The sequence below is a fragment of the Nonomuraea sp. NPDC054003 genome (assembly GCF_055585125.1).
Genome location: NZ_JBVJKR010000014.1, coordinates 140,095 through 158,810 on the forward strand (window position 1 = coordinate 140,095; position 18,716 = coordinate 158,810).

Annotated in this window: 19 protein-coding genes; 12 read left to right on the forward strand and 7 right to left on the reverse strand. The window is 71.4% G+C overall.

The genetic code is table 11. From position 1 onward, the window contains the following. Positions 1-155: 155 nt before the first annotated feature. Positions 156-977, forward strand: coding sequence for a helix-turn-helix domain-containing protein (locus tag ACZ6YG_RS32865; protein WP_466020150.1), 822 nt, complete (start codon positions 156-158; stop codon positions 975-977). Next, positions 968-1,180, forward strand: coding sequence for a DUF397 domain-containing protein (locus ACZ6YG_RS32870; protein ID WP_148035794.1), 213 nt, complete (start codon positions 968-970; stop codon positions 1,178-1,180). The genes ACZ6YG_RS32865 and ACZ6YG_RS32870 overlap by 10 nt, the downstream gene beginning before the upstream one ends. Before the next feature lie 35 nt (positions 1,181-1,215). Here ACZ6YG_RS32870 and ACZ6YG_RS32875 read toward each other — a convergent pair whose 3' ends face one another. Beyond that, positions 1,216-1,515, reverse strand: coding sequence for a helix-turn-helix domain-containing protein (locus tag ACZ6YG_RS32875; protein WP_148035795.1), 300 nt, complete (start codon positions 1,513-1,515; stop codon positions 1,216-1,218). 5 nt (positions 1,516-1,520) lie between these two features. Next, positions 1,521-1,865 carry a type II toxin-antitoxin system RelE/ParE family toxin gene (locus ACZ6YG_RS32880; protein WP_271279738.1) on the reverse strand — a complete coding sequence of 115 codons (345 nt, stop codon included), beginning with the start codon at positions 1,863-1,865 and terminating at the stop codon, positions 1,521-1,523. Between the two features lie 249 nt (positions 1,866-2,114). On the opposite strand from ACZ6YG_RS32880, the gene ACZ6YG_RS32885 reads away from it, so the two are divergent. Further along, positions 2,115-2,675, forward strand: coding sequence for a histidine phosphatase family protein (locus ACZ6YG_RS32885; protein ID WP_466020151.1), 561 nt, complete (start codon positions 2,115-2,117; stop codon positions 2,673-2,675). Positions 2,676-2,685: 10 nt separating this feature from the next. Here ACZ6YG_RS32885 and ACZ6YG_RS32890 read toward each other — a convergent pair whose 3' ends face one another. Then, complete coding sequence (locus tag ACZ6YG_RS32890; RefSeq protein ID WP_466020152.1) at positions 2,686-3,924, reverse strand: hypothetical protein; 1,239 nt, start codon at positions 3,922-3,924, stop codon at positions 2,686-2,688. A gap of 66 nt (positions 3,925-3,990) precedes the next feature. Further along, on the reverse strand, positions 3,991-5,238 hold the full coding sequence (locus tag ACZ6YG_RS32895) for a pectate lyase (protein ID WP_466020153.1): 1,248 nt from the start codon (positions 5,236-5,238) through the stop codon (positions 3,991-3,993). Between the two features lie 192 nt (positions 5,239-5,430). Between ACZ6YG_RS32895 and ACZ6YG_RS32900 the strand changes: the two genes are divergently transcribed. Further along, a complete protein-coding gene (locus ACZ6YG_RS32900; RefSeq protein ID WP_219551609.1) occupies positions 5,431-5,991 on the forward strand; it encodes a dihydrofolate reductase family protein in 561 nt (186 codons plus the stop codon). A gap of 4 nt (positions 5,992-5,995) precedes the next feature. On the opposite strand, the gene ACZ6YG_RS32905 is transcribed toward ACZ6YG_RS32900, so the two are convergent. Continuing rightward, entirely contained in the window at positions 5,996-6,724 is a 729-nt protein-coding gene (locus tag ACZ6YG_RS32905; RefSeq protein ID WP_271280405.1) for an IclR family transcriptional regulator, read from the reverse strand. Positions 6,725-6,810: 86 nt separating this feature from the next. Here ACZ6YG_RS32905 and ACZ6YG_RS32910 point away from each other — a divergent pair, with 86 nt between their 5' ends. From ACZ6YG_RS32910 to ACZ6YG_RS32925, 4 genes are read left to right on the forward strand one after another with little or no spacing between them, the layout of a single operon-like run. Further along, positions 6,811-7,926 (forward strand): cupin domain-containing protein, encoded by a 1,116-nt coding sequence (locus tag ACZ6YG_RS32910; protein ID WP_466020154.1) that lies wholly within the window; start codon positions 6,811-6,813, stop codon positions 7,924-7,926. Continuing rightward, complete coding sequence (locus tag ACZ6YG_RS32915) at positions 7,923-8,753, forward strand: fumarylacetoacetate hydrolase family protein (RefSeq protein ID WP_466020155.1); 831 nt, start codon at positions 7,923-7,925, stop codon at positions 8,751-8,753. The genes ACZ6YG_RS32910 and ACZ6YG_RS32915 overlap by 4 nt, the downstream gene beginning before the upstream one ends. Beyond that, the gene (locus ACZ6YG_RS32920; protein WP_466020156.1) at positions 8,750-9,340 is read left to right on the forward strand and encodes a maleylpyruvate isomerase family mycothiol-dependent enzyme; all 591 of its coding nucleotides are present in this window, start codon (positions 8,750-8,752) and stop codon (positions 9,338-9,340) included. The genes ACZ6YG_RS32915 and ACZ6YG_RS32920 overlap by 4 nt, the downstream gene beginning before the upstream one ends. A 16-nt stretch (positions 9,341-9,356) precedes the next feature. Next, entirely contained in the window at positions 9,357-10,526 is a 1,170-nt protein-coding gene (locus ACZ6YG_RS32925) for an FAD-dependent oxidoreductase (protein WP_466020157.1), read from the forward strand. On the opposite strand, the gene ACZ6YG_RS32930 is transcribed toward ACZ6YG_RS32925, so the two are convergent. Both ACZ6YG_RS32930 and ACZ6YG_RS32935 read right to left on the reverse strand, forming a co-directional pair. Beyond that, positions 10,514-11,761, reverse strand: a complete 1,248-nt coding sequence (locus ACZ6YG_RS32930) for an MFS transporter (protein WP_466020158.1) — start codon at positions 11,759-11,761, stop codon at positions 10,514-10,516. The two genes, ACZ6YG_RS32925 and ACZ6YG_RS32930, sit on opposite strands and share 13 nt — an antisense overlap. Before the next feature lie 301 nt (positions 11,762-12,062). Further along, the gene (locus ACZ6YG_RS32935) at positions 12,063-14,984 is read right to left on the reverse strand and encodes an AfsR/SARP family transcriptional regulator (protein ID WP_466020159.1); all 2,922 of its coding nucleotides are present in this window, start codon (positions 14,982-14,984) and stop codon (positions 12,063-12,065) included. Positions 14,985-15,270: 286 nt separating this feature from the next. On the opposite strand from ACZ6YG_RS32935, the gene ACZ6YG_RS32940 reads away from it, so the two are divergent. From ACZ6YG_RS32940 to ACZ6YG_RS32955, 4 genes are read left to right on the forward strand one after another with little or no spacing between them, the layout of a single operon-like run. After that, positions 15,271-16,776: a hypothetical protein gene (locus ACZ6YG_RS32940; RefSeq protein WP_466020160.1), complete on the forward strand. Its 1,506-nt coding sequence runs from the start codon at positions 15,271-15,273 to the stop codon at positions 16,774-16,776. Next, positions 16,773-17,285 (forward strand): hydrogenase maturation protease, encoded by a 513-nt coding sequence (locus tag ACZ6YG_RS32945; protein ID WP_466020161.1) that lies wholly within the window; start codon positions 16,773-16,775, stop codon positions 17,283-17,285. Before ACZ6YG_RS32940 ends, ACZ6YG_RS32945 begins: the two co-directional genes overlap by 4 nt. Next, positions 17,278-17,646 carry a hydrogenase/urease maturation nickel metallochaperone HypA gene (locus ACZ6YG_RS32950; RefSeq protein WP_466020162.1) on the forward strand — a complete coding sequence of 123 codons (369 nt, stop codon included), beginning with the start codon at positions 17,278-17,280 and terminating at the stop codon, positions 17,644-17,646. Before ACZ6YG_RS32945 ends, ACZ6YG_RS32950 begins: the two co-directional genes overlap by 8 nt. Then, a complete protein-coding gene (locus tag ACZ6YG_RS32955) occupies positions 17,646-18,704 on the forward strand; it encodes an NADH-quinone oxidoreductase subunit B family protein (protein WP_271278892.1) in 1,059 nt (352 codons plus the stop codon). The genes ACZ6YG_RS32950 and ACZ6YG_RS32955 overlap by 1 nt, the downstream gene beginning before the upstream one ends. The last annotated feature ends 12 nt before the right edge of the window (positions 18,705-18,716 follow it).

Below are 18,716 nucleotides of genomic sequence, written 5' to 3' on the forward strand. Positions count from 1 at the left end.
CGTCTGGTTCCCTTCGATTTTGATCTAGCTACTCGAAGGATCACTCGATGGCCGTCTTCATTTCACGACGCCACGCCTGTGACCAGGCCAAACTCGTACACCACTCCCGTGGACGCAACCGACTCTCGTGCTACTTACCGGAACAGGAGTCACGGATGCCCGCCCCCCTTGAGCTTGACCCCACGGCCAGCCCATTGGCTTTCTTCGGCGCCGAGCTACGCAAATTTCGAAAAAACGCCGGATTGTCCCAGGAACAATTGGCGGAAATAATCAGGTTCAGCCCCGGCCTGGTCGGCTTCATCGAGAGAGCTCAACGGACGCCGAGCAAGGATCTCGTCCAACGCTGCGACGAAGCCGTGGGAGCCAAGGGGGAGTTGCTCCGCCTCTGGCCTCTCATAAGCCGTGAGGCGAGCCCTCGATGGTTTCGCGAGTGGCTGGACATTGAGCAGGAAGCTCAGAGCCTCCGAACATGGCAGCCTCTCCTCATCCCGGGATTACTGCAGACGGAGGACTACGCTCGCGCCATGCTGCGTGGCGAGCCCGGCGTAACGGAGGAGCAGGTTGAGAAATCCGTACAAGCACGCCTGGAGCGCCAGATCATTTGGTCTCGCCTCAACCCCCCAATGTTCTGGGTACTGCTCGATGAAGGCGTACTCCAACGTCCCATTGGAGGTCGGTTGACCATCCGCTGCCAGCTCGAACACCTGGTCCAGATGGCAGAACGGCCACACATCGCTATCCAAGTGGTCCCCATGGCTTTTTGTGCGACCACAGGACTCCTCGGGGGCTTTGTGATCGCCCAACTAGCCGGAAGTCCAGATATCGTGTACTACGAGTCCACGGGGCACGGGCAGATGACTGACCGACCGGAGGACGTCGCTGCGATCCATATGAAGTACGACGCCATCCGAGCTGAGGCACACCCCCAGCATGTGTCTATCGAGCTACTCAGAGAGGCAGCCAAGACATGGACGTGAACGACGAACTGAGCGCCGCCGCCTGGCGGAAGGCCACCAAGAGCGGATCGAATGGCGGAGACTGCATCGAGGTCGCCCCCTTGTCCGGCGGACGAGTGGCCATCCGTGACACCGAGAGCCCAGGGCAGGCGCCATTCGTGGTGACCGCCAGCGTTTGGGACGCTTTCGTGGACGGGGCCAAGCGAGGCGAATTCGACTTCTGAACGGCTGCCAAGATCGGGCTCAACGGGCGCCGTCCCTAGCCCGCCTTCCGAAGCGGCTGAAGACGAACACTGAGACGCAGGTCGAGGGCCTCGGCGAGACGTTCCAGCATGGGGATGGTGGGCATCGTGCCGCCGGCCTCGAACCGCGCCACAGCCGGCTGCTTGAGCCCGGCCCGCTCGGCCAGTTCGGCCTGGGTCAGACCGAGTTCTTCGCGGCGGTTCCGTACGGCCGCACCTAGTTCGAAGCGCAGACGTGCCGCCTCATAAGCGGCTCCGGCACCAGGGCGACCCATGATCTCTGCGCGCTTGTCTGACCATGCCTTGCGCTCGCCCATGTCGATCACTCCTCGTCCGCTGTGTGTGCCTCGGCGACACATCGCCGCATGGCCCGCACAGCTCGTTCGATCTCGGCGGTCTCCCGCATCCGCTGCTTACGGAAGACCGTGAGCAGGATGATGCGTCTGCCCGGAGCGATCCAGTACGTGATACGTACCGCCTCCCCGGAGAGGTGAAATCGGAGTTCCCGAAGCTTCCCGCACAGTTGCCTGGTGTACGGCTCGTCGAGCAGCACACCGCGCGCGGCCAGCAGGTCAACGTAGAAGACCGCTGTCTCCTGGTCGTCCTGATCGAGCGAGTCGAACCAGTCGTCGACCTCGGGCTCCAACTCCACATCTCCCCAATTCATAACATGAATGTTATAGAGAGGGCAAGAGCCGTGTCCTCTGAACAGGAGATCGGACGAGTCTCATGCGAGACGACGTGATGTAGGCGGCCTGTCCTGCCCTCCAGTTAGAAAACGCGAGGTCACGCTTGCGGGGTCCGGCGGCCCGTACGCTCTCAGCTTGCCTTCCGAAGCGCCCTTTTCCCGGCGGTGTACGGCAGCGACCCCTAGCCTGGGGAAGCCAGGTCGGAATCTGACGTACCGGGAACGCCGATGACGGTTGAGATCGTGTACGAGACGCACTCGATAAGCGTCCACAACGAGGCCGGCATCGCCAGCGGCTGGTTGCCCGGTGAGCTGTCCGAGCGGGGCCTGGCCCTGGCCGCCGAACTGGGCGAGCGCCGCCGCGACGACGGGCTGGACGCGGTGTTCAGCTCCGATCTGCGCCGGGCCGTGCAGACCGCGCGGGTCGCCTTCGAGGGCTCGGGCATCCCTCTGTTCCAGGACCGGCGGTTGCGCGAGTGCCACTACGGCGAGTTCGACGGCATGCCGGTGAGCCTGCTGGAGACACGGCGTGCCCGGCACATCGACGAGCCGTGGCCCGGTGGCCAGAGCTACCGGGCCGTGGTCGGGCAGATGAACGACTTCCTGGCCGAGCTGGCGGTGGAGTGGGCGGGCAAGAAGGTGCTGCTGATCTCGCACTCCGCCAACCGCTGGGCCTTGCAGCACCTTCTGCACGGCGTTCCGCTCGCCGATCTGGTCGATCAGCCGTTCGCGTGGCGGCCCGGCTGGACCTTCCATTTGCCCGGCGGATGGGCGAGCGCCGGCGCGTAGGGCGGCGGATTCAGCGGCCGTAGCGGCTCTTCAGGTGGCGCCACCAGTCGCGGAACATCCACGCGTCGAAGTCCGTGATCGACGACGCGCTGCCCGCCTTCATCAGGAAGCAGCACACCCCGGACGGCGTCCAGTCGTAGAAGTCGTCCAGCCCGAACGAGTGGCCGATCTCGTGCAGCAGGATGTGCATGTTGTCGGCGTCCAGGTTGGCCATGTAGTACTCGCTGCCGAGCCGCTGGCCCCAGTCGCCGCCCGCGCCGCCGCCCATGCCGGCGGTGAGCCACAGGGACATGTCGTAGTGGCGCGCCGCGCCGCCCGGGCAGTTCGGGTAGGTGCCGTTCTGGTTGAAGAAGCGCCCGCAGGCGGCGACGCACTGGGGGGCGTTCTCGCGGATGTCGCCGACGTAGATGTCGACGGAGTTGTCCGTCCACTGGAGCTGGTTGCGGTCGCGTACGGCCCAGCCGACGACCTTGAGCGGGACGTTCCCGTACGGCCAGCCCTCCTGGCCCGCCATCACGTCCATCCACTTCTTGAACTGGCGGGCCAGCGTGGCGTGGATGCGGTCGCGCTGGGCGGCCGTCACCGTGGCGCTGGAGTCCCAGCGGACGCAGTAGTTGATGGATCCGCCGTTGGCCATGATCTGGTCCCAGCCGTAGTTGCGGAATCCGTACAGGTTCGGGTACGTGCTCTCGACGTGCTGCCAGACCTCGTTGAGCGGGGTGACGAGGTTGGCCGGCGGGTTCCAGGGAGTCGAGGGGTTGCCGTCGTCGCCGATCGCCTTGACCTCCAGGAGGCCGACGGACGCGGCGCCGCTCTGCAGGACGACGCGCAGCCGCACGGTGCTGATCTGGGAGAAGGTCACGCGGTTGTAGGCGTTGACGGCGGTGGGGTAGGTGCCGGGGATGTCGATGTACGAGCCGCCGCTCCAGCGCTGGAGCTTCCACGAGGCGGGGACTCGTACGCCGCCGTTGTCGTCGAAGAAGTAGACCTCGGCGGAGGTGATCGTCTGGGCCGTGGGCCAGGTCAGTTCGGCCCACTGGGTGCCGGTCTGGGGCCAGGTGCCCCAGCGGGCGTTGGCGGTGTCGTTGGAGCGCGGCGGGTCGACGCCGTCGTTGATCGCGTTGACGCTCTCCCAGGGCGAGGTGTACGAGGCCGAGGGGGTCGCCGCGGTGGCCAGGTTCACGGGGGCGGCGTTGGCGGGGAGCGCGGGGAGAAGTAAGAGGGTGAGGATGATGGCGAGGAGTCTCATGGGTCTCCTTGTGTTATCGCTAACATCACGTGCCGGGGAGGGTTGCCCCTCCCCGGCACTTGCGGGCTACCGGTAGGTGATGTCGGACGAGGAGTACAGGCAGTTGACGCCGTCGGCGCCTTCGCCGATCTTGGTGGGCTCGCTGCCCTTGGGCACGCCGCGGTACTTCTCGCAGATCGTGGCGCTGCCGTACACGGTGATCCGGCTGAACCTGGCCGTGTCGCCCCAGTTGGTGTTGATGCCGGCCAGCACCTTGGTGGAACGGGCGGTGATGCCGTCCATGACCACGTGCCGCTGGTAGGAGGTGGAGCAGTTGCCGCAGGCCCGGTAGAGCTTGCCGGCGCTGTGCACCTGGAAGTTGCGGATGGTCAGGGTGCCGGCGCCGTTGTGCTGGAAGACCTTGTCGGAGGCGGACTTGGCGCCGCCGCCGTCCACCAGGTAGGTGGCCGAGCTGCTGGAGCCGCGGAAGGTGGCGGCGTCCTCGCCGACGTCGTTCCACCACACGTTCCTGATCGTGCAGGAGCCTTCGCAGTGGATGCCGTCACCGGCCGGCGCGTCGATGATGACGTTCTGGATGGTGCCGCCGTTGGCCACCACGAACATGGGGTCCTGGCTCTCGCTCTGGCCGCCGTCGCCGATGCCGTAGTAGCGCTTCATGCCGCCGTCGAAGAACGTGCCGGCGTTGCGGGTCGTGGTCTGGTGCACGCTGCCGGTGTCGGACGGCCAGGCGCCGCTGCCGTCGCCGCCGCCGTTACCGCCGCCGCTGCCCATCTTGACGAGCTGCCACTGCTGGTTGGCGCCGTTCAGGTCGTCCCACTGGGAGATGCGGGCGCCGTCGGCGGTCGACCACTCCCAGGTCTCCAGGGCTTTGCCGCTGTGGCGGTTGATCAGGCGGACGTGGCCGCCGTCGGAGTCGGCCAGCCGGAACTGCTGGTTCCAGCCGTTGGTGTCGGCCCACTGGACGATCTGGGCGCCGCCATTGGCGTTCCATTCGTAGACGTCCAGGACCTTGCCGCTGTGGCGGGACTTGAGCCGGTAGTAGCCGTCGCCTGAGCTGACGAACTGCCACTGCTGCTGGTTGCCGTCGTTGCGGGCCCACTGCACCATCGGCGCGCCGTCATGGGTGGCGAACTCGTACACGTCGAGCGCCTTGCCGCTGTGCCGGTTGACCAGCACGTACCAGGCGTTCGTGTCGACGCTGGCCGCCCGCGCGGGCAGCTGGACGGCGACCGCGCCGGCCATGGCGGTCGCCAGGGCGACCAGGCTCAGCAGCAGCCGCCGCCAGCCGCCCGCCCTTCGAGGTTGAGGTAACACGACCATCTCCCTTCAGGTAAGCGCTTTCCGGGCGATTGATCCCACGCCGGCGGCCCGCCGTCAACCAGGCGGGCGCCCTCCCCCTGGTGACCTGCGACGCCCCCTGAAACTTTCAGCCAGGAAGAGGAGCGTAAGAAGGTCGTAAGAACGCTCCGCCACCATCGGAAGCGGCGAACCAGAAAGGACTCATCCATGCGCAAGCTCAAGCTCCAGGTCCAGACGACCGTCGACGGCTTCATGGCCGGCCCGCAGGGGGAGATGGACTGGCTGACGTTCCCCTGGACCGACGACCTCAGCGACCACATCAATGCGCTCACCAAGTCCGTCGACCGCATCGTGCTCGGCCGCAAGCTCGCCGAAGGGTTCATCCCGGCCTGGGCGTCCAGGCCCGAGGGCGAGGACGAGGAGTCGATCGACTGGATGAACGACACGCCCAAGACCGTCATCTCCAACAGCCTCACCGAGTCGCCGTGGGAGAACGCCACCGTGGCAGGCGGCGACCTGACCGAGATCATCGAAGGGCTCAAGGCCGAGCCGGGCGGCGACCTCATCGTGTACGGGGGCGGCACGCTCGTGTCAAGCCTGATCGCCGCCGGGCTCGTCGACGAGCTCCACCTGTTCGTCAACCCGACCTCGATCGGGGCCGGCATGCCGGTGTTCCCGGCGGACGCCTACCACCGCTTCCGCGTGGCCGGCACGCGGACGTTCGACTGCGGGATCCTCGCGCTCCACTACGAGCCGGTGCGCGCCTGAGCGGTCAGATCGCGTCGGCCTCGATCGCGGCCGCGGTCAGGGTGAGCGCGCTGATCCAGCCCGGCAGCCGCTCCCTGGTGAAACGCGCGGTGGGCAGCGCGATCGAGATCGCCGCGTACGGACGGCCCGATCCGTCGCGCAGCGCCACCCCCACCGCCGTCAGGCCCGTCTCCGTCCGCTGGTCGTTGATGGCGACGCCGCGCCGGCGCACCGCCGCCAGGTCGCGCCGGACGCGGGCCAGCTCGGCCTCGTCCGCGTAAAGCTGCGCCAGCTCGGCGGGCGGGAGCAGGGCCAGGATCGCCTTGCCGCCCGAGGTCAGGTGGGCCGGCAACGAGCGCCCCGTACGGTCGCCGACCCGCAGCACGTTGTCGCACTCGACGGTGTCGACGAAGCGGACCTCGGCGCCCGCGCGCACCACCAGGTTCGCCGACTCGCGCACGTGCGCGACCATCCGCTCCAGGTGCGGGCGGGCCACCGTGCGCAGCAGCGTGACCGGGGCTTCCGAGACGGGCGCGGGCCGCAGGACGGGCCCCGCCCGGTAGCGCCGGTCGGAGTCCTGCTCGGCGAAGTCGCGGTAGACGAGCATCGCCAGCAGGCGGTGCGCGGTGGAGCGCGAGACGCCCAGCCGCTCGGCGACGTCGCTCAGCCGCAGCGGCCCCTCCTGCTGCAGCAGCGTGGCCAGGTGCAGCGCGTGATCGACCGACTCGATCGCGTACGACGGGCGATTCTTCACAGCAGAACAACCTATTCCATCAGGAGGAACCTAGACCAGGATGGTAACCGGTCACTGCAGCGCATCTGTCAAGGAGCCGTACACCGATGACCGTCACCAGTCCCGTCAGCATCGTCGCGAGCGACGCGCCCGACCAACCCGACCGCACTCCCGAGCTGGACGGGCTCTACCGCGAGTTCGAGTCCGAGCTGCTGGTCCCGCTCTGGACCGAGATCGGCGACCTGATGCCGCACGCGCCGGTGTCCGCCGCCGTGCCGCATCTGTGGCGCTGGAACCGGCTGCTCCCGATGGCCACCAAGGCGGGCGCGCTCGTCCCGGTCGGCCGGGGCGGCGAGCGGCGCGCCATCGCGCTGGCCAACCCCGGGCTGGGCGGTCGCCCGTTCGCGACGCCGACCCTGTGGGCGGCGATCCAGTACCTGAACCCCCGCGAGGACGCCCCCGTGCACCGGCACACCCAGCACGCCTTCCGCTTCGTCGTCGAGGGCGAGGGCGTGTGGACCGTGGTGAACGGCGACCCGGTCGCGATGCGGCGCGGCGACTTCCTGCCGCAGGCGGGCTGGAACTGGCACGGCCACCACAACACCAGCAGCGAGCCGATGGCCTGGATCGACGGCCTCGACATCCCGTTCCAGCACTACACCGACTCGACGTTCTTCGAGTTCGGCCCGGACGAGGTGGAGAGCCGGGAGGCGCCCGACCGGTCGCGCTCGGAGCGGCTGTGGGCGCACCCCGGCCTGCGCCCGCTTACCCAGCTCGACCCGTCCCCGGCGACCCCGCTGCTCGCCTACCGCTGGGAGCACACCGACCGGGCGCTGTCGGAGCAGCTCAGGCTGGAAGCCGAGGGCTACACCGCCACCACCGAGCCGGGACACGCGGCGGTCCGCTACACCAACCCGACCACCGGCGGCGACGTCATGCCGACCATCCGCGCCGAGTTCCACCGCCTCGCCCCCGGCACCGGGACCGCCACCCGCCGGGAGGTCGGCTCGTCGGTCTTCCAGGTGTTCGACGGTCTCGGCCGGGTCACCGTGGGTTCGGCGAGCTGGGACGTCGAGCGCGGCGACCTCTTCGTCGTCCCGTCCTGGCAGCCGCTGACCGTCGAGACCGAGCGCGGCCTCGACCTCTTCCGGTTCAGCGACACCCCCGTCATCGAGAAGCTCCACCAGCACCGCGTCCAGATCGACCCGAGGAAGCACGCATGAGACTCGCCACCATCCGCACCGCCGAAGGCACCCGCGCCGTCCGCGTCGACGGCGACCGGTACGTCGAGACCGGGTTCGGCGACGTCGGCGAGCTGCTCGCGCGGGAAGACTGGCGCTCGCTCGCCGAGTCCGCCGACGGGCCCGCGCACGCCGCCGCCACGGCCGGGCTCGCGCCGGTGGTGCCCGGCCCCGGGAAGATCGTCTGCGTCGGCCTGAACTACCGCAACCACATCCTGGAAATGGGCCGCGAGCTGCCCGAGCACCCGACGCTGTTCGCCAAGTACGCCGACGCGCTCATCGGCCCGTACGACGACATCGCGTTGCCCGCCGAGTCCGACGCCGTCGACTGGGAGGCCGAGCTGGCCCTGGTCGTCGGCGCGACCGTGCGGCGGGCCGACGAGAGCCGGGCCGCCGCCGCGATCGCCGGTTTCGCGGTGCTGAACGACGTCACCATGCGCGACTGGCAGTACCGCACCGCCCAGTGGCTCCAGGGCAAGACGTTCGAGGGCACCACCCCGCTCGGCCCGGTGCTGGTCACCCCCGACGAGCTGCCCGGCGGCGTCCGCCCCGAGCTGGCGATCAGCGGCGCGGTCGACGGCGAGGAGGTGCAGAAGTCCAACACCGGCGACCTGGTCTTCGACCCGGTCGCGCTGGTGCGCTACGTCTCCACGATCATGACGTTGCGGCCCGGCGACGTGATCGCCACCGGCACCCCGGGCGGCGTCGGCCACGCCCGCAAGCCCCCGCGTTACCTCGCCGACGGCGGCACGCTCGTCACCGAGATCGAGGGCATCGGCCGGCTCGAGAACAGGGCGCGCAGGTCATGACCGAGATCCGGGAGTGGATGGACCACTGCACCGGCCTCTTCCTCGACGCCGTCGACGGACTCGCCGACGACGACCTCGGCGCGGCGACCGGCCTGCCCGGCTGGTCCCGCCGCCACGTCGTCGCGCACGTCCACCACAACGCCGAGGCGCTGCGCCGCCTGCTGCACTGGGCGCGCACCGGCGAGAGGACGCCGATGTACGCGAGCCCCGAGCAGCGGAACGCGGAGATCGAGGAAGGCTCGGCGCTGCCCGCCGGGGAGCTGCGCGCGCTGGTGCGCGGCTCCGCGGCGGCCCTCGCCGCCGACCTGGACGCGCTGCCGGAGCGGGCGTGGACGAACGAGGTCGTCACGGCGCAGGGCCGGACCGTCCCCGCCGCCGAGATCCCGTGGATGCGCGCCCGCGAGGTGGCCGTGCACGCCGTCGACCTCGGCACCGGTCTCGGCTTCGACGACCTGCCTGCCGGGTTCAACGCCGCGCTGGCCGTCGACGTCGTACGCAAGCGGGCCGCCGGCGGTGAGGGCGCCGCCCTCGCCGCCTGGCTGACCGGCCGCGCCGGTGAGGCGCCCGTACTCGGCCGCTGGCTCTAGTGAGAAGGGAATGACCGTGTCCGAGAGGGATGTGGACGTCATCGTCGTGGGCGGGGGCATCGGCGGGCTGTCGAGCGCCCTCGCGCTGGCCCGGTCCGGGCGGCGGGTGCGCGTCCTGGAGCGCGCGCCGGAGTTCGCCGAGGTCGGCGCCGGTCTGCAGATCGCCCCGAACGCCACCAGGATCCTGCGCGAGTGGGGCGTGCTCGACGAGGTGATCGGGCTCGGGGTGCTGCCGCGACGCCTGATGTTCAGGGACGCGGTCGACGGCCGCGAGCTCACCCATCTGCCGCTCGGCGAGGAGTTCGTCGCCAGGTACGGCGGGCCGTACGTGGTGATCCACCGCAGCGACCTGCTCGGCGTGCTCCAGCGCGCGTGCGATCGGGCGGGCGTGGACCTGGTCCCGAACTGCGAGGTCACGGACGTCGAGACCGCGCAGGACTCGGCGGTCGTGCGCAGCGCGGCGGGCGTCCAGCGGGCGGACGTGGCGATCGGCGCCGACGGGCTGCGGTCGCGGCTGCGCGCCCGGTTGAGCGACGACGAGCCGGTCAACTCCGGCTACGTCGCCTACCGCGGCGCGTTCCCGGTCGAGGAGCTGGAGACCGAGCCCGACGAGCACGCGCTCACCGACGTGGTCGCCTACATCGGCCCCGGCTGCCACCTGGTGCAGTACTCGCTGCGCGGCGGGGAGATGTTCAACACGGTCGCGGTGTTCCGGTCGCCGGGATTCCTGCGGGGCGAGGCCGAGTACGGCGGCCCCGAGGAGCTCGACGAGGTCTTCGCCGGGGCCTGCCCGCAGGTGCGGCACGGGCTGAGGTCGCTGTGGCGGGTCCGCCACTGGAAGATGTTCGACCGCGTGCCCGTCCCGAACTGGGTCGACGGCCGGATGGCGCTCACCGGCGACGCGGCCCACCCGATGCTGCAGTATCTCGCGCAGGGCGCCTGCCAGGCGATCGAGGACGCGCACTGCCTGGCGGCGCAGGCCGCCGCCAGTTCCGGCGACTGGCCGGTCGCTCTCAAGGAGTACGAGCGCGTACGGACCGAGCGGACGGCCCGGGTGCAGACGTCGGCGCGGGTCTGGGGCGACATCTGGCATGTCGACGGCGTGGCGCGGCTGCTGCGCAACGAGCTCTTCCTGAGCCGCGAGCCCGACGACCACAAGCACGTCGACTGGCTCTACGGCGCCTGATCGCGGGGCACTCGGTGCTCGGCCGTCCCAGGGACGGCCTCCCCGGCGCGGGCGCGGGCCCGCCGCCAGGCGAGGGCGGCCGGCACTCCGGCGGCCAGCCCTGCCGCCCCCGCGACACCCAGCGCGCCCGTCACCCCCAGGTGCGTGGCCAGCAGTCCGCCCGCGATCATGCCCAACCCCTGGGCAGCGACGAGGGCGGCGGAGGCGATCCCCAGCACCTGCCCCCTCCGCTCGGTGGGGACGATCCGGACGAACTCCGCGTTCGCCGTCACCTGGTAGGCGCCCAGCATCCCCACGAGCGCCCACAGGACCAGCGCCGCGACCGGGCCCGGGACCAGCGCCGAGGCCACCAGCGGCGCGCTCGCGGCGCACGCCAGCGGTCCGAGCAGCCGCAGCCGCGCCTCCGTGGAGCAGAACCGGGTGAAGAGGAACACGCCCAGCACGTTGCCCACCGGTATCGCGGCCATGAGCAGGCCCACCATCGCGGTGCCCTGGCCGGTCCCGGCGGCGTAGGGGGCGGCCAGCGCCTCCGGCACCACCTGGAACCCGGCGAGCATGGCCAGCGCCAGCAGGCTGCGCAGCCGGTGGTCGGAGACGAGCAGGCGCAGTCCTTCCAACGGGCCGCCGCGCCCGTCGTCTCCCGCGGTTCGCGCGGCGGGGTGCGGCCGGACACCGCGCAGCACGATCAGCGCGGCCAGCGCGAAGGCCGCCGCGTTGAGCGTCAGCGACCCGCTCGTGCCCACCGCCGCCACCAGCACGCCCCCCGCCGCGAAACCGGCCAGGCTGACGATCTGGGAGGTGAGGTGCTGGATCGCGATGCCCGCCTGGTAGACGTCCTCGGGCAGGATGTCGGGCGTGAGCGCCATCTGGGCGGCCACGGCCGGCGATTCGAGCAGTTGCGAGGCGAAGACCAGGGCGCACAGCACTGGCAGCGGGATCCCCGGCACGGCCACCAGCGCGATCAGCCCGGCTCTCGCCAGGCCGCAGACGACGATCAGCCTCCGGCGGGGGTACCGGTCCGCCAGCCCGCCCAGCAGCGGCCCGCCGACCAGCGCCGGCACCAGGGTGAGTGCGTACACGAGCGCGGTCACCGCCGCGGACCCGGTGCGCTCGTAGGCGAGCACCGCCAGCGCCACCCGGCCCAGCTGCGTCCCCGCGCGCACGACGGCCATCGCGCCCCAGAGCGCCCGGAACTCCGTGACGGCGAACGCGTGGCGGAAGGCCCCGCTCTCCATCGCCGCCTCCTGTCAGCCGCCCGTCACGCGGAGGCGGCCGGCGGCGCGTGGAAAGCGCCGCCGGCCGCCATCAGGTCGTCACCACGGTCCGGCCCCACCGGGCCGGCCTGTTCTGGTCAGGTCCAGATGAGATCGCGCATAGGAGACACCCCCTGTCCATGTCCAGTCGTGGTCGTCCGGCCGATCAGTTCCAGATGATGTCGCGCATGGCGCTCCTCCCCTTCGTAGACCCCCGCCGGCAGAGAGGCGGACCTCGTCTCCCTTTCTGCCAGGCCGGGTTGATGCGGGAGCTATACGCGAGCTACGCGCCGGCCTTCCGGCCCTCGCGGACCCGTGCGAGCAGGGCCATGGCCTCGGCCCGCATCGGCGGGGAGGCCAGGCCGTCGATCCCCGGCAGCACGCGCTCGATCGTCTCCCCCGCCCGCGCGAGCTCGCCCAGCCGCGCCAGGGCCTCGCCGACCGCCAGGCCGATCTTGCAGAGCACGAGTGCCAGCTCGGAGCGTTCGGCATGGTCGAGCGCCGCCGCGAGCAGGGTGCGGGCCTGCCGACGCTCGCCCGCCTCGATGGCCACGTGGGCCAGGCCGAGCCGCGCGAAGGCGCCTCCCGTGAAGTCGCCCACCCGGTCGGCCGCCTCCGCGACCTTGAGGAACGCGTCCCTGGCCTCCCCCGCGCGTCCCACCCTCAGGTAGACCTCGCCCAGCCAGTACAGGGTGTTGAGCCGCTTCCAGCCGCCGCGGCTCCTGCCCGCGACGCGGAGGGCCTCCTCCAGATACCGCAGCGCCTCGGGCACGCGGCCCTCGACGAGGTGGATCTGCCCGACGCAGCGCAGGGTGTGGGCCTCTCCCGAGTGGTCCTCCATGACGCGGAAGGTCTCGCGGATCCGCTCGCAGCGGCGCAGCGCGACGGTGTGCTCGCCACGCGTGCGCTCCAGGGTGACGAGCATCCGCCAGACCTCCGCCAGCCCGTGCTCGTCCCCGATCTCGGCGAAGATCCGTTCGGACGACGCGAGCGTCCGCGCGGCCTCGTCCAGGGCGCCGGCGAGCACCCCCAGTTCCGCGGCGAGCGCCGGCACGATGGCCTGGGCCCGGCGGTCTCCGGACTTCTCCGCCATCCGGTACGCGATCGACAGGATCTTCCGGTACTCGCCGGCCCAGCACCGGATGTCGTACAGCCAGCCTCCCATCAGGGCGATCCGCCAGCCCTCGTCGAAAAGCCCATGGGCCTCCGTCTGCCGCAGGACGCCGTGGACGGTGGCGGCCTCGGCCTCCAGCCAGTTCACCGCATGCTCCGCCGCGTGCCGTACGGTCTTCCCGTCCACGGCGACGGCCAGTTCCCCGGCGAGCCGGGCGTAGTAGTCGTGGCCCCGGTCGGCGCTCCGGGCCTCGGCGGCGAGCCGGAGCAGGTGCCTGGCGGCCGACGAGACCACGGACACCGCCATGTCCGCGGTCTCCTCCTCCGCCATCCGTTCCCGGCAGTAGGTGCGGACCAGGTCGTGCATCCCGTATCTGATCTGCCCCGTGCCGTCGACGCCGGCCACCCGCAGCAGGTGGATGTCCGTCAGGCGCTCCAGCGTCTCCTCCGTGTCGGCCGGCCGCTCGCCGCCGACCGCGACGGCCAGCCACGGCCCGGCCTCGGGGACGTCGAGGAAGGCCAGCCGTCGCAGCAGGCGGCGCTCCGCCTCGCCGAGCGCCTGGTAGGCCAGATCGAGACCGGCCCGTACGCCGAGCCCCGAGTAGGACAGCTCGTCCAGACGGCGCTGCTCGTCGGCGAGCCGCCTGGCCAGCTCCGCGATGCCGCGGTGGGGCCGCGCGGCGAGCCGCGACCCGGCGATGCGCAGCGCGAGCGGCAGCCCGCCGCAGAGCCGCGCCACCTCGCGGGCCTCCGCGTCCTCGGCCGCGACCCGTGCGCTCCCGGCGATCCGGCCCAGCAGCTCCACCGACTCCTCCCCGTCGAACGGGAGGAGTTCCACCGTGGTCGGCGCGCCGAGTCCGGCCAGCCGCCTGCGGCTGGTCACGAGTACGGAGCAGGTGCCCGCGCCGGGGAGGAGCGGCTTCACCTGGCTCTCGTCGGTCACGTTGTCGAGCACCACGAGCACCCGCCGGCCGGCGAGCATGGTCCGGTAGAGCGCGGACCGCTCCTCGCGGGCCTCCGGGATCCTCCTCCCGTCGACGCCCAGCGCGCGCAGGAAGGCGGCGAGCACCTCGTCCGGCTCGGCCGGCCTGCTGTCAGCCCCCCGGAGGTCCACGAAGAGCTGGCCGTCGGGGTGGCTCTCGCGGACCCGGTGGGCCGCGTGCACCGCGAAGACGGTCTTGCCCACCCCCGGCGGGCCGGTGATCGCGCAGATCGGCGGCGCGCTCCCCCGTGGGCCGGCCAGGGCGGACAGCGCCTGGGCCAGCTCACGATCCCGCCCGGTGAAGTCGGTGGTGTCGGCAGGGAGTTGCGCGGGCGCGCCGCCGGGCGTGGCCGTCACGGACCCGTTCGGCGGCGGGGCGAGGCCGGGATCGGCGCGCAGGATGGCCAGCTCCAGCTCGGTCACCGCCTGGCCCGGGTCGAGCCCGTGTTCCTCCACCAGCCTGCGGCGCAGGTCGCGGGAGAGGTCGAGGGCCTCGATCCGGCGGCCACCGCGGTAGAGCGCGAGCATGAGCTGCGCGTGCAGCCGTTCCCGCAGCGGGTGCTCCGCCACCAGCCGCCGCAGCTCGCCGATCGCGTGGTCGTGCCGTCCGAGCGCGAGCTCGGCGTCGATCAGCGTCTCCACGCAGCCGAGCCGTGTCTCCTCCAGATGGACCCGGACCGCCTCGACATAGGCTCCGGACGCGTCGCTCAGCGCCGGGCCGTTCCAGAGCGCCAGCCCTCGGCGCAGCGACCGGACCACCTGCTCGGGCGGCTGCCCCGCCCCGGCCTGCCGGACGTACCCCTCGAACAGGGCGAGATCCAGGTTGGCGGCGTCGGCCCGCAACGTGTAGCCGCCCCGGGAGGAGGCCACCTCGTCGAGGCCGAGGGCGCGTAACTCGCGGCGGATGGCGTGGATCCCCGAGTAGATCTGGGCACGGGCCGAAGGCGGTGGCGCGCCGCCCCACAGCGCGTCGATCACTGTCTCCATGGTGACGACCTTGTTCGCGTTGAGCAGCAGGAAGCCGAGCAGGCCGCGGCGCTGTGACCGGCCGAGGGCGCTCACCGCGCCGCCGCCACGCACCCGTACGGGCCCGAGAACGCTGAACGTCATGCCGCCCCCGTGAGGCACCTCAAGCGTCATTTGACGATCTTTACCGATAAGTGCCGTTTTGGCAGCAAATTAGTCGGTTGGGGGGTCCCTGCCGCCCGCTGGACCGGGCGCGCGACCGTGCGGCAAAGCGGCGGGCAAATCCTGTTGGGACGAAGCGGGCTTACGTCGGAGAAAGTCCGATTTCCCCTCGGATGAATCATCAAGAACCGCTAGGTGAGGACGGCACCTAGGGGAGCGATCCACCTACTTGTCCTGAGACGGCGTGGCAATACCAGAAGAGTCACGTATGACCAGGGACAGGAAGGGGCCACCCTCCGTGGACGCGAACGGCATCGACGCCGCGCCCGGTTTCCGGGCGGCGCTGGCGGTCGCGGACTCCGTCCTGTACGAGGGCTACCTGCTGTACCCCTATCGCCGTTCCTCTCCGAAGAACCGGGTCCGGTGGCAGTTCGGCGTGCTGCTGCCGGAGCCGTGGGCCAGGGCGCACGGGCTGGACGGGGGCGGGGTGGCGGGCTCCGCCGAGTCGTGGTGGCAGCGGACCGAGTGCCTGCTCACCGGGCCCGCCGACGCCCTGGTGCACTGCCGGCTCCGCTTCCTGCACCTGCGCCGCCGTACCCCTGAAGAGCTGCTGCCGGACGGCGGCCACCGCGCCGCCGACCAGGTCGGGGACGCGCTGACCTTCGACGAGGCCGTGCCCCGCGAGTTCGACCTCACGGCGTCCGTCGCGGACCTGCTGTCCGGGCCGAAGCGGCTCGACCTGCGGGTGCCCGGCTTCGAGACGATCACCCCGCTGCCCGGCTCGGCCGGTCGGACGCGCTGGCGCGAGTGGCCCCTGCTCGCCCGCGCCACCATGTCCCTGACCACCTGCGCGCTCCCCACCAGCACGCCCGTACGCGACGAGCACGCCGGTCACGACCGGGTGCCGCAGAACAAGCCGGGGGTACGCGACGAGCACGGCGGTCAGGAGCCGGTGCCGCTGCTCAAGTTGTGTGTACGGGTTGAGAACGTCGGCCGGGAGCCGTCGCCGGAGGCGTCCAGGGACGAGGCGCTCCGGCACGCGCTGATCGCCTGCCACACGCTCCTCGCCGTGCCCGGCGGCCGGTTCGTCTCGCTGCTGGAACCCCCGGCCTGGGCGGAGGCCGCGGCCCGCGACTGCGCGAACGCGCACACGTACCCCGTGCTGAGCGGCGACCAGGTGATGCTGTCGTCCCCGATCCTGCTCTACGACAACCCACGGGTCGCGCCGGAGAGCCCTGGGGACCTGCACGACGCGGCGGAGATCGACGAGATCCTGTCGCTGCGCACGCTGACGCTCACCGACGCCGAGAAGCAGGAGGCGCGCGCCACCGACCCACGCGCCGCCGCCATCCTGGACCGCGTCGAGTCGATGACCCCGGACGACCTGGCCCGCCTGCACGGCACCACCCGCGACCCGCGGCCCGCCGCTCCCAGGACGGACGCTGAGGTGGAGTCGCAGGTGCCCTGGTGGGATCCGAAGGCGGATGCCTCGGTGCGGCCGGAGACGGACTGCGTCGAGGTGGGCGGGGTCCCGGTGCGCAAGGGCAGCAGGGTGCGGCTGCGACCCCGGTTGCGCGGCACCGACCCGCAGGACATGTTCCTCGACGGCAGGACGGCCCTGGTGGAGGCGGTGCTGCTCGACGTGGACGGCAGCCGCCACTTCGCCGTGACCCTGGAGGACGACCCGGCGGCCGAGCTGAACCAGTGGTACGGGCGGTACCGCTACTTCGCCCCCGACGAGACCGAGCCGCTGGACCAGGGGGTGCCGGGATGAAGCGGGTGCTGGTGGCCGGGATCGGCAACGTGTTCCTCGGCGACGACGGCTTCGGCGTCGAGGTGGTCAGGCGGATGGACCCGGCGGCCCTGCCCGGCTCCGTGGTGGTGGCCGACTACGGCATCCGCGGCGTCCACCTGGCCTACGAACTGCTGGGCGGCACGTACGACACGCTGATCATGGTGGACGCGGTCAAGGTCGAGGGCCCGCCGGGCACCGTGGCCGTCCTGGAGATCGACGACGAGCCGGCCCCGGACGCCCCGCCGCCTGTGGACGGGCACGGCATGCACCCGCAGGCCGTCCTCGACCTGCTCCGCAAGCTGGGCGGCGGCGTCGGCCGGGTGCTCCTGGTGGGCTGCCGGCCGCAGGTGATCGACGAGGTGATGGGCCTGTCCGAGCCCGTCGCCGCAGCCGTGGACGGCGCGGTCGCCGCGGTGACGGCGCTGGCCCGCGACGAGGCCGCCCGACCAGAGGCGACCCGACAAGACAAGGAACGCGCTGATGCATGAGACAGGGATGTGCGACGAGATCGTCCGGGCGGTTCTGCTCCGCGCCGAGGGACGGCGGGTGGCCGCGGTACGCGTCCGTGCCGCCGTCACCGGGCACGCGGTGGACCCGGCGGTCGTCGACCAGGGCTTCCGGGTGGCCGCTGCCGGGACCGCCGCCGAGGACGCGCAGCTCGAACTGGTCGCCGCGCCGCCGACGATGAGCTGCCACGACTGCGGCGCCAAGACGCCCGCGGCCAGCGCGCTCGTGCTCGTCGCCTGCCCGCGCTGCGGCGGCGTCGACGTCGAGGTCGTCGGCGACACCGGGGTCGTCGTCGAGTCGATCACCTACCAGTCGGACGTGCTCACCAGCGAGGTGCCGTGATGACGCAGACGCACGAGCGGAGCGGCCAGGCCGCCGGCTACGACGAGATGCACATCCTGTGGATATCCGAGGGCATGAGCTGCGACGGCGACACCGTCTCGATCACCGCCGCGACCCAGCCCGCGATCGAGGACGTGGTCGGCGGCGTCATCCCCGGCCTGCCCAAGGTCCACCTGCACAACAAGGTGCTCTCGCCCAGCCTCGGCGGCGAGGACTACCTGGCCCCGTTCCGGGCCGCCGCCCGCGGCGAGCTGGAGCCGTTCATGCTCGTCATCGAGGGCTCGGTCCCCAACGAGAACATCAACGGCGACGGCTACTGGACGTCGCTGGGCAACGACCCGGCGACCGGCGACCCGATGACCGTGAACACCTGGATCGACCGGCTCGCCCCCAGGGCCTGGGCGGTCGTCGCCATCGGGACCTGCGCGACCTACGGCGGCATCCACGCGATGGCCGGCAACCCGACCGGCTGCATGGGCCTGGCCGACTACCTCGGCTGGGACTTCCGGTCGACCGGCGGGCTGCCGATCGTCAACGTGCCGGGCTGCCCCGTCCAGCCGGACAACTTCATGGAGACCCTGACCTGGGTGCTCTACCACGCGGCCGGCAGCGCGCCGCCGCCTCCGCTGGACGAGATGCTGCGCCCGCAGTGGTTGTTCGGCAAGACGGTCCACGAGGGCTGCGACCGGGGCGCGTACTACGAGCAGGGCGACTTCGCCGGTGACTACAACTCCCCGAAGTGCCAGGTGAAGGTGGGCTGCTGGGGCCCGGTGGTGAACTGCAACGTACCCAAGCGCGGGTGGATGGCCGGGATCGGCGGCTGCCCGAACGTGGGCGGCATCTGCATCGCCTGCACCATGCCCGGCTTCCCGGACAAGTTCATGCCCTTCATGGACATGCCGCCCGGCGGCAACCTGTCCTCGACGCTGATCAAGCCGTACGGCGCGTTCATCCGCCGGATGCGCGGCATCACCAACCACACCGCCAACAGGGAACCCCGGTGGCGGCACAACCGCGAGGCGCTGACCAGCGGCTACGACCCGCGCTGGCGTCCGTAGAGACCGCCGACA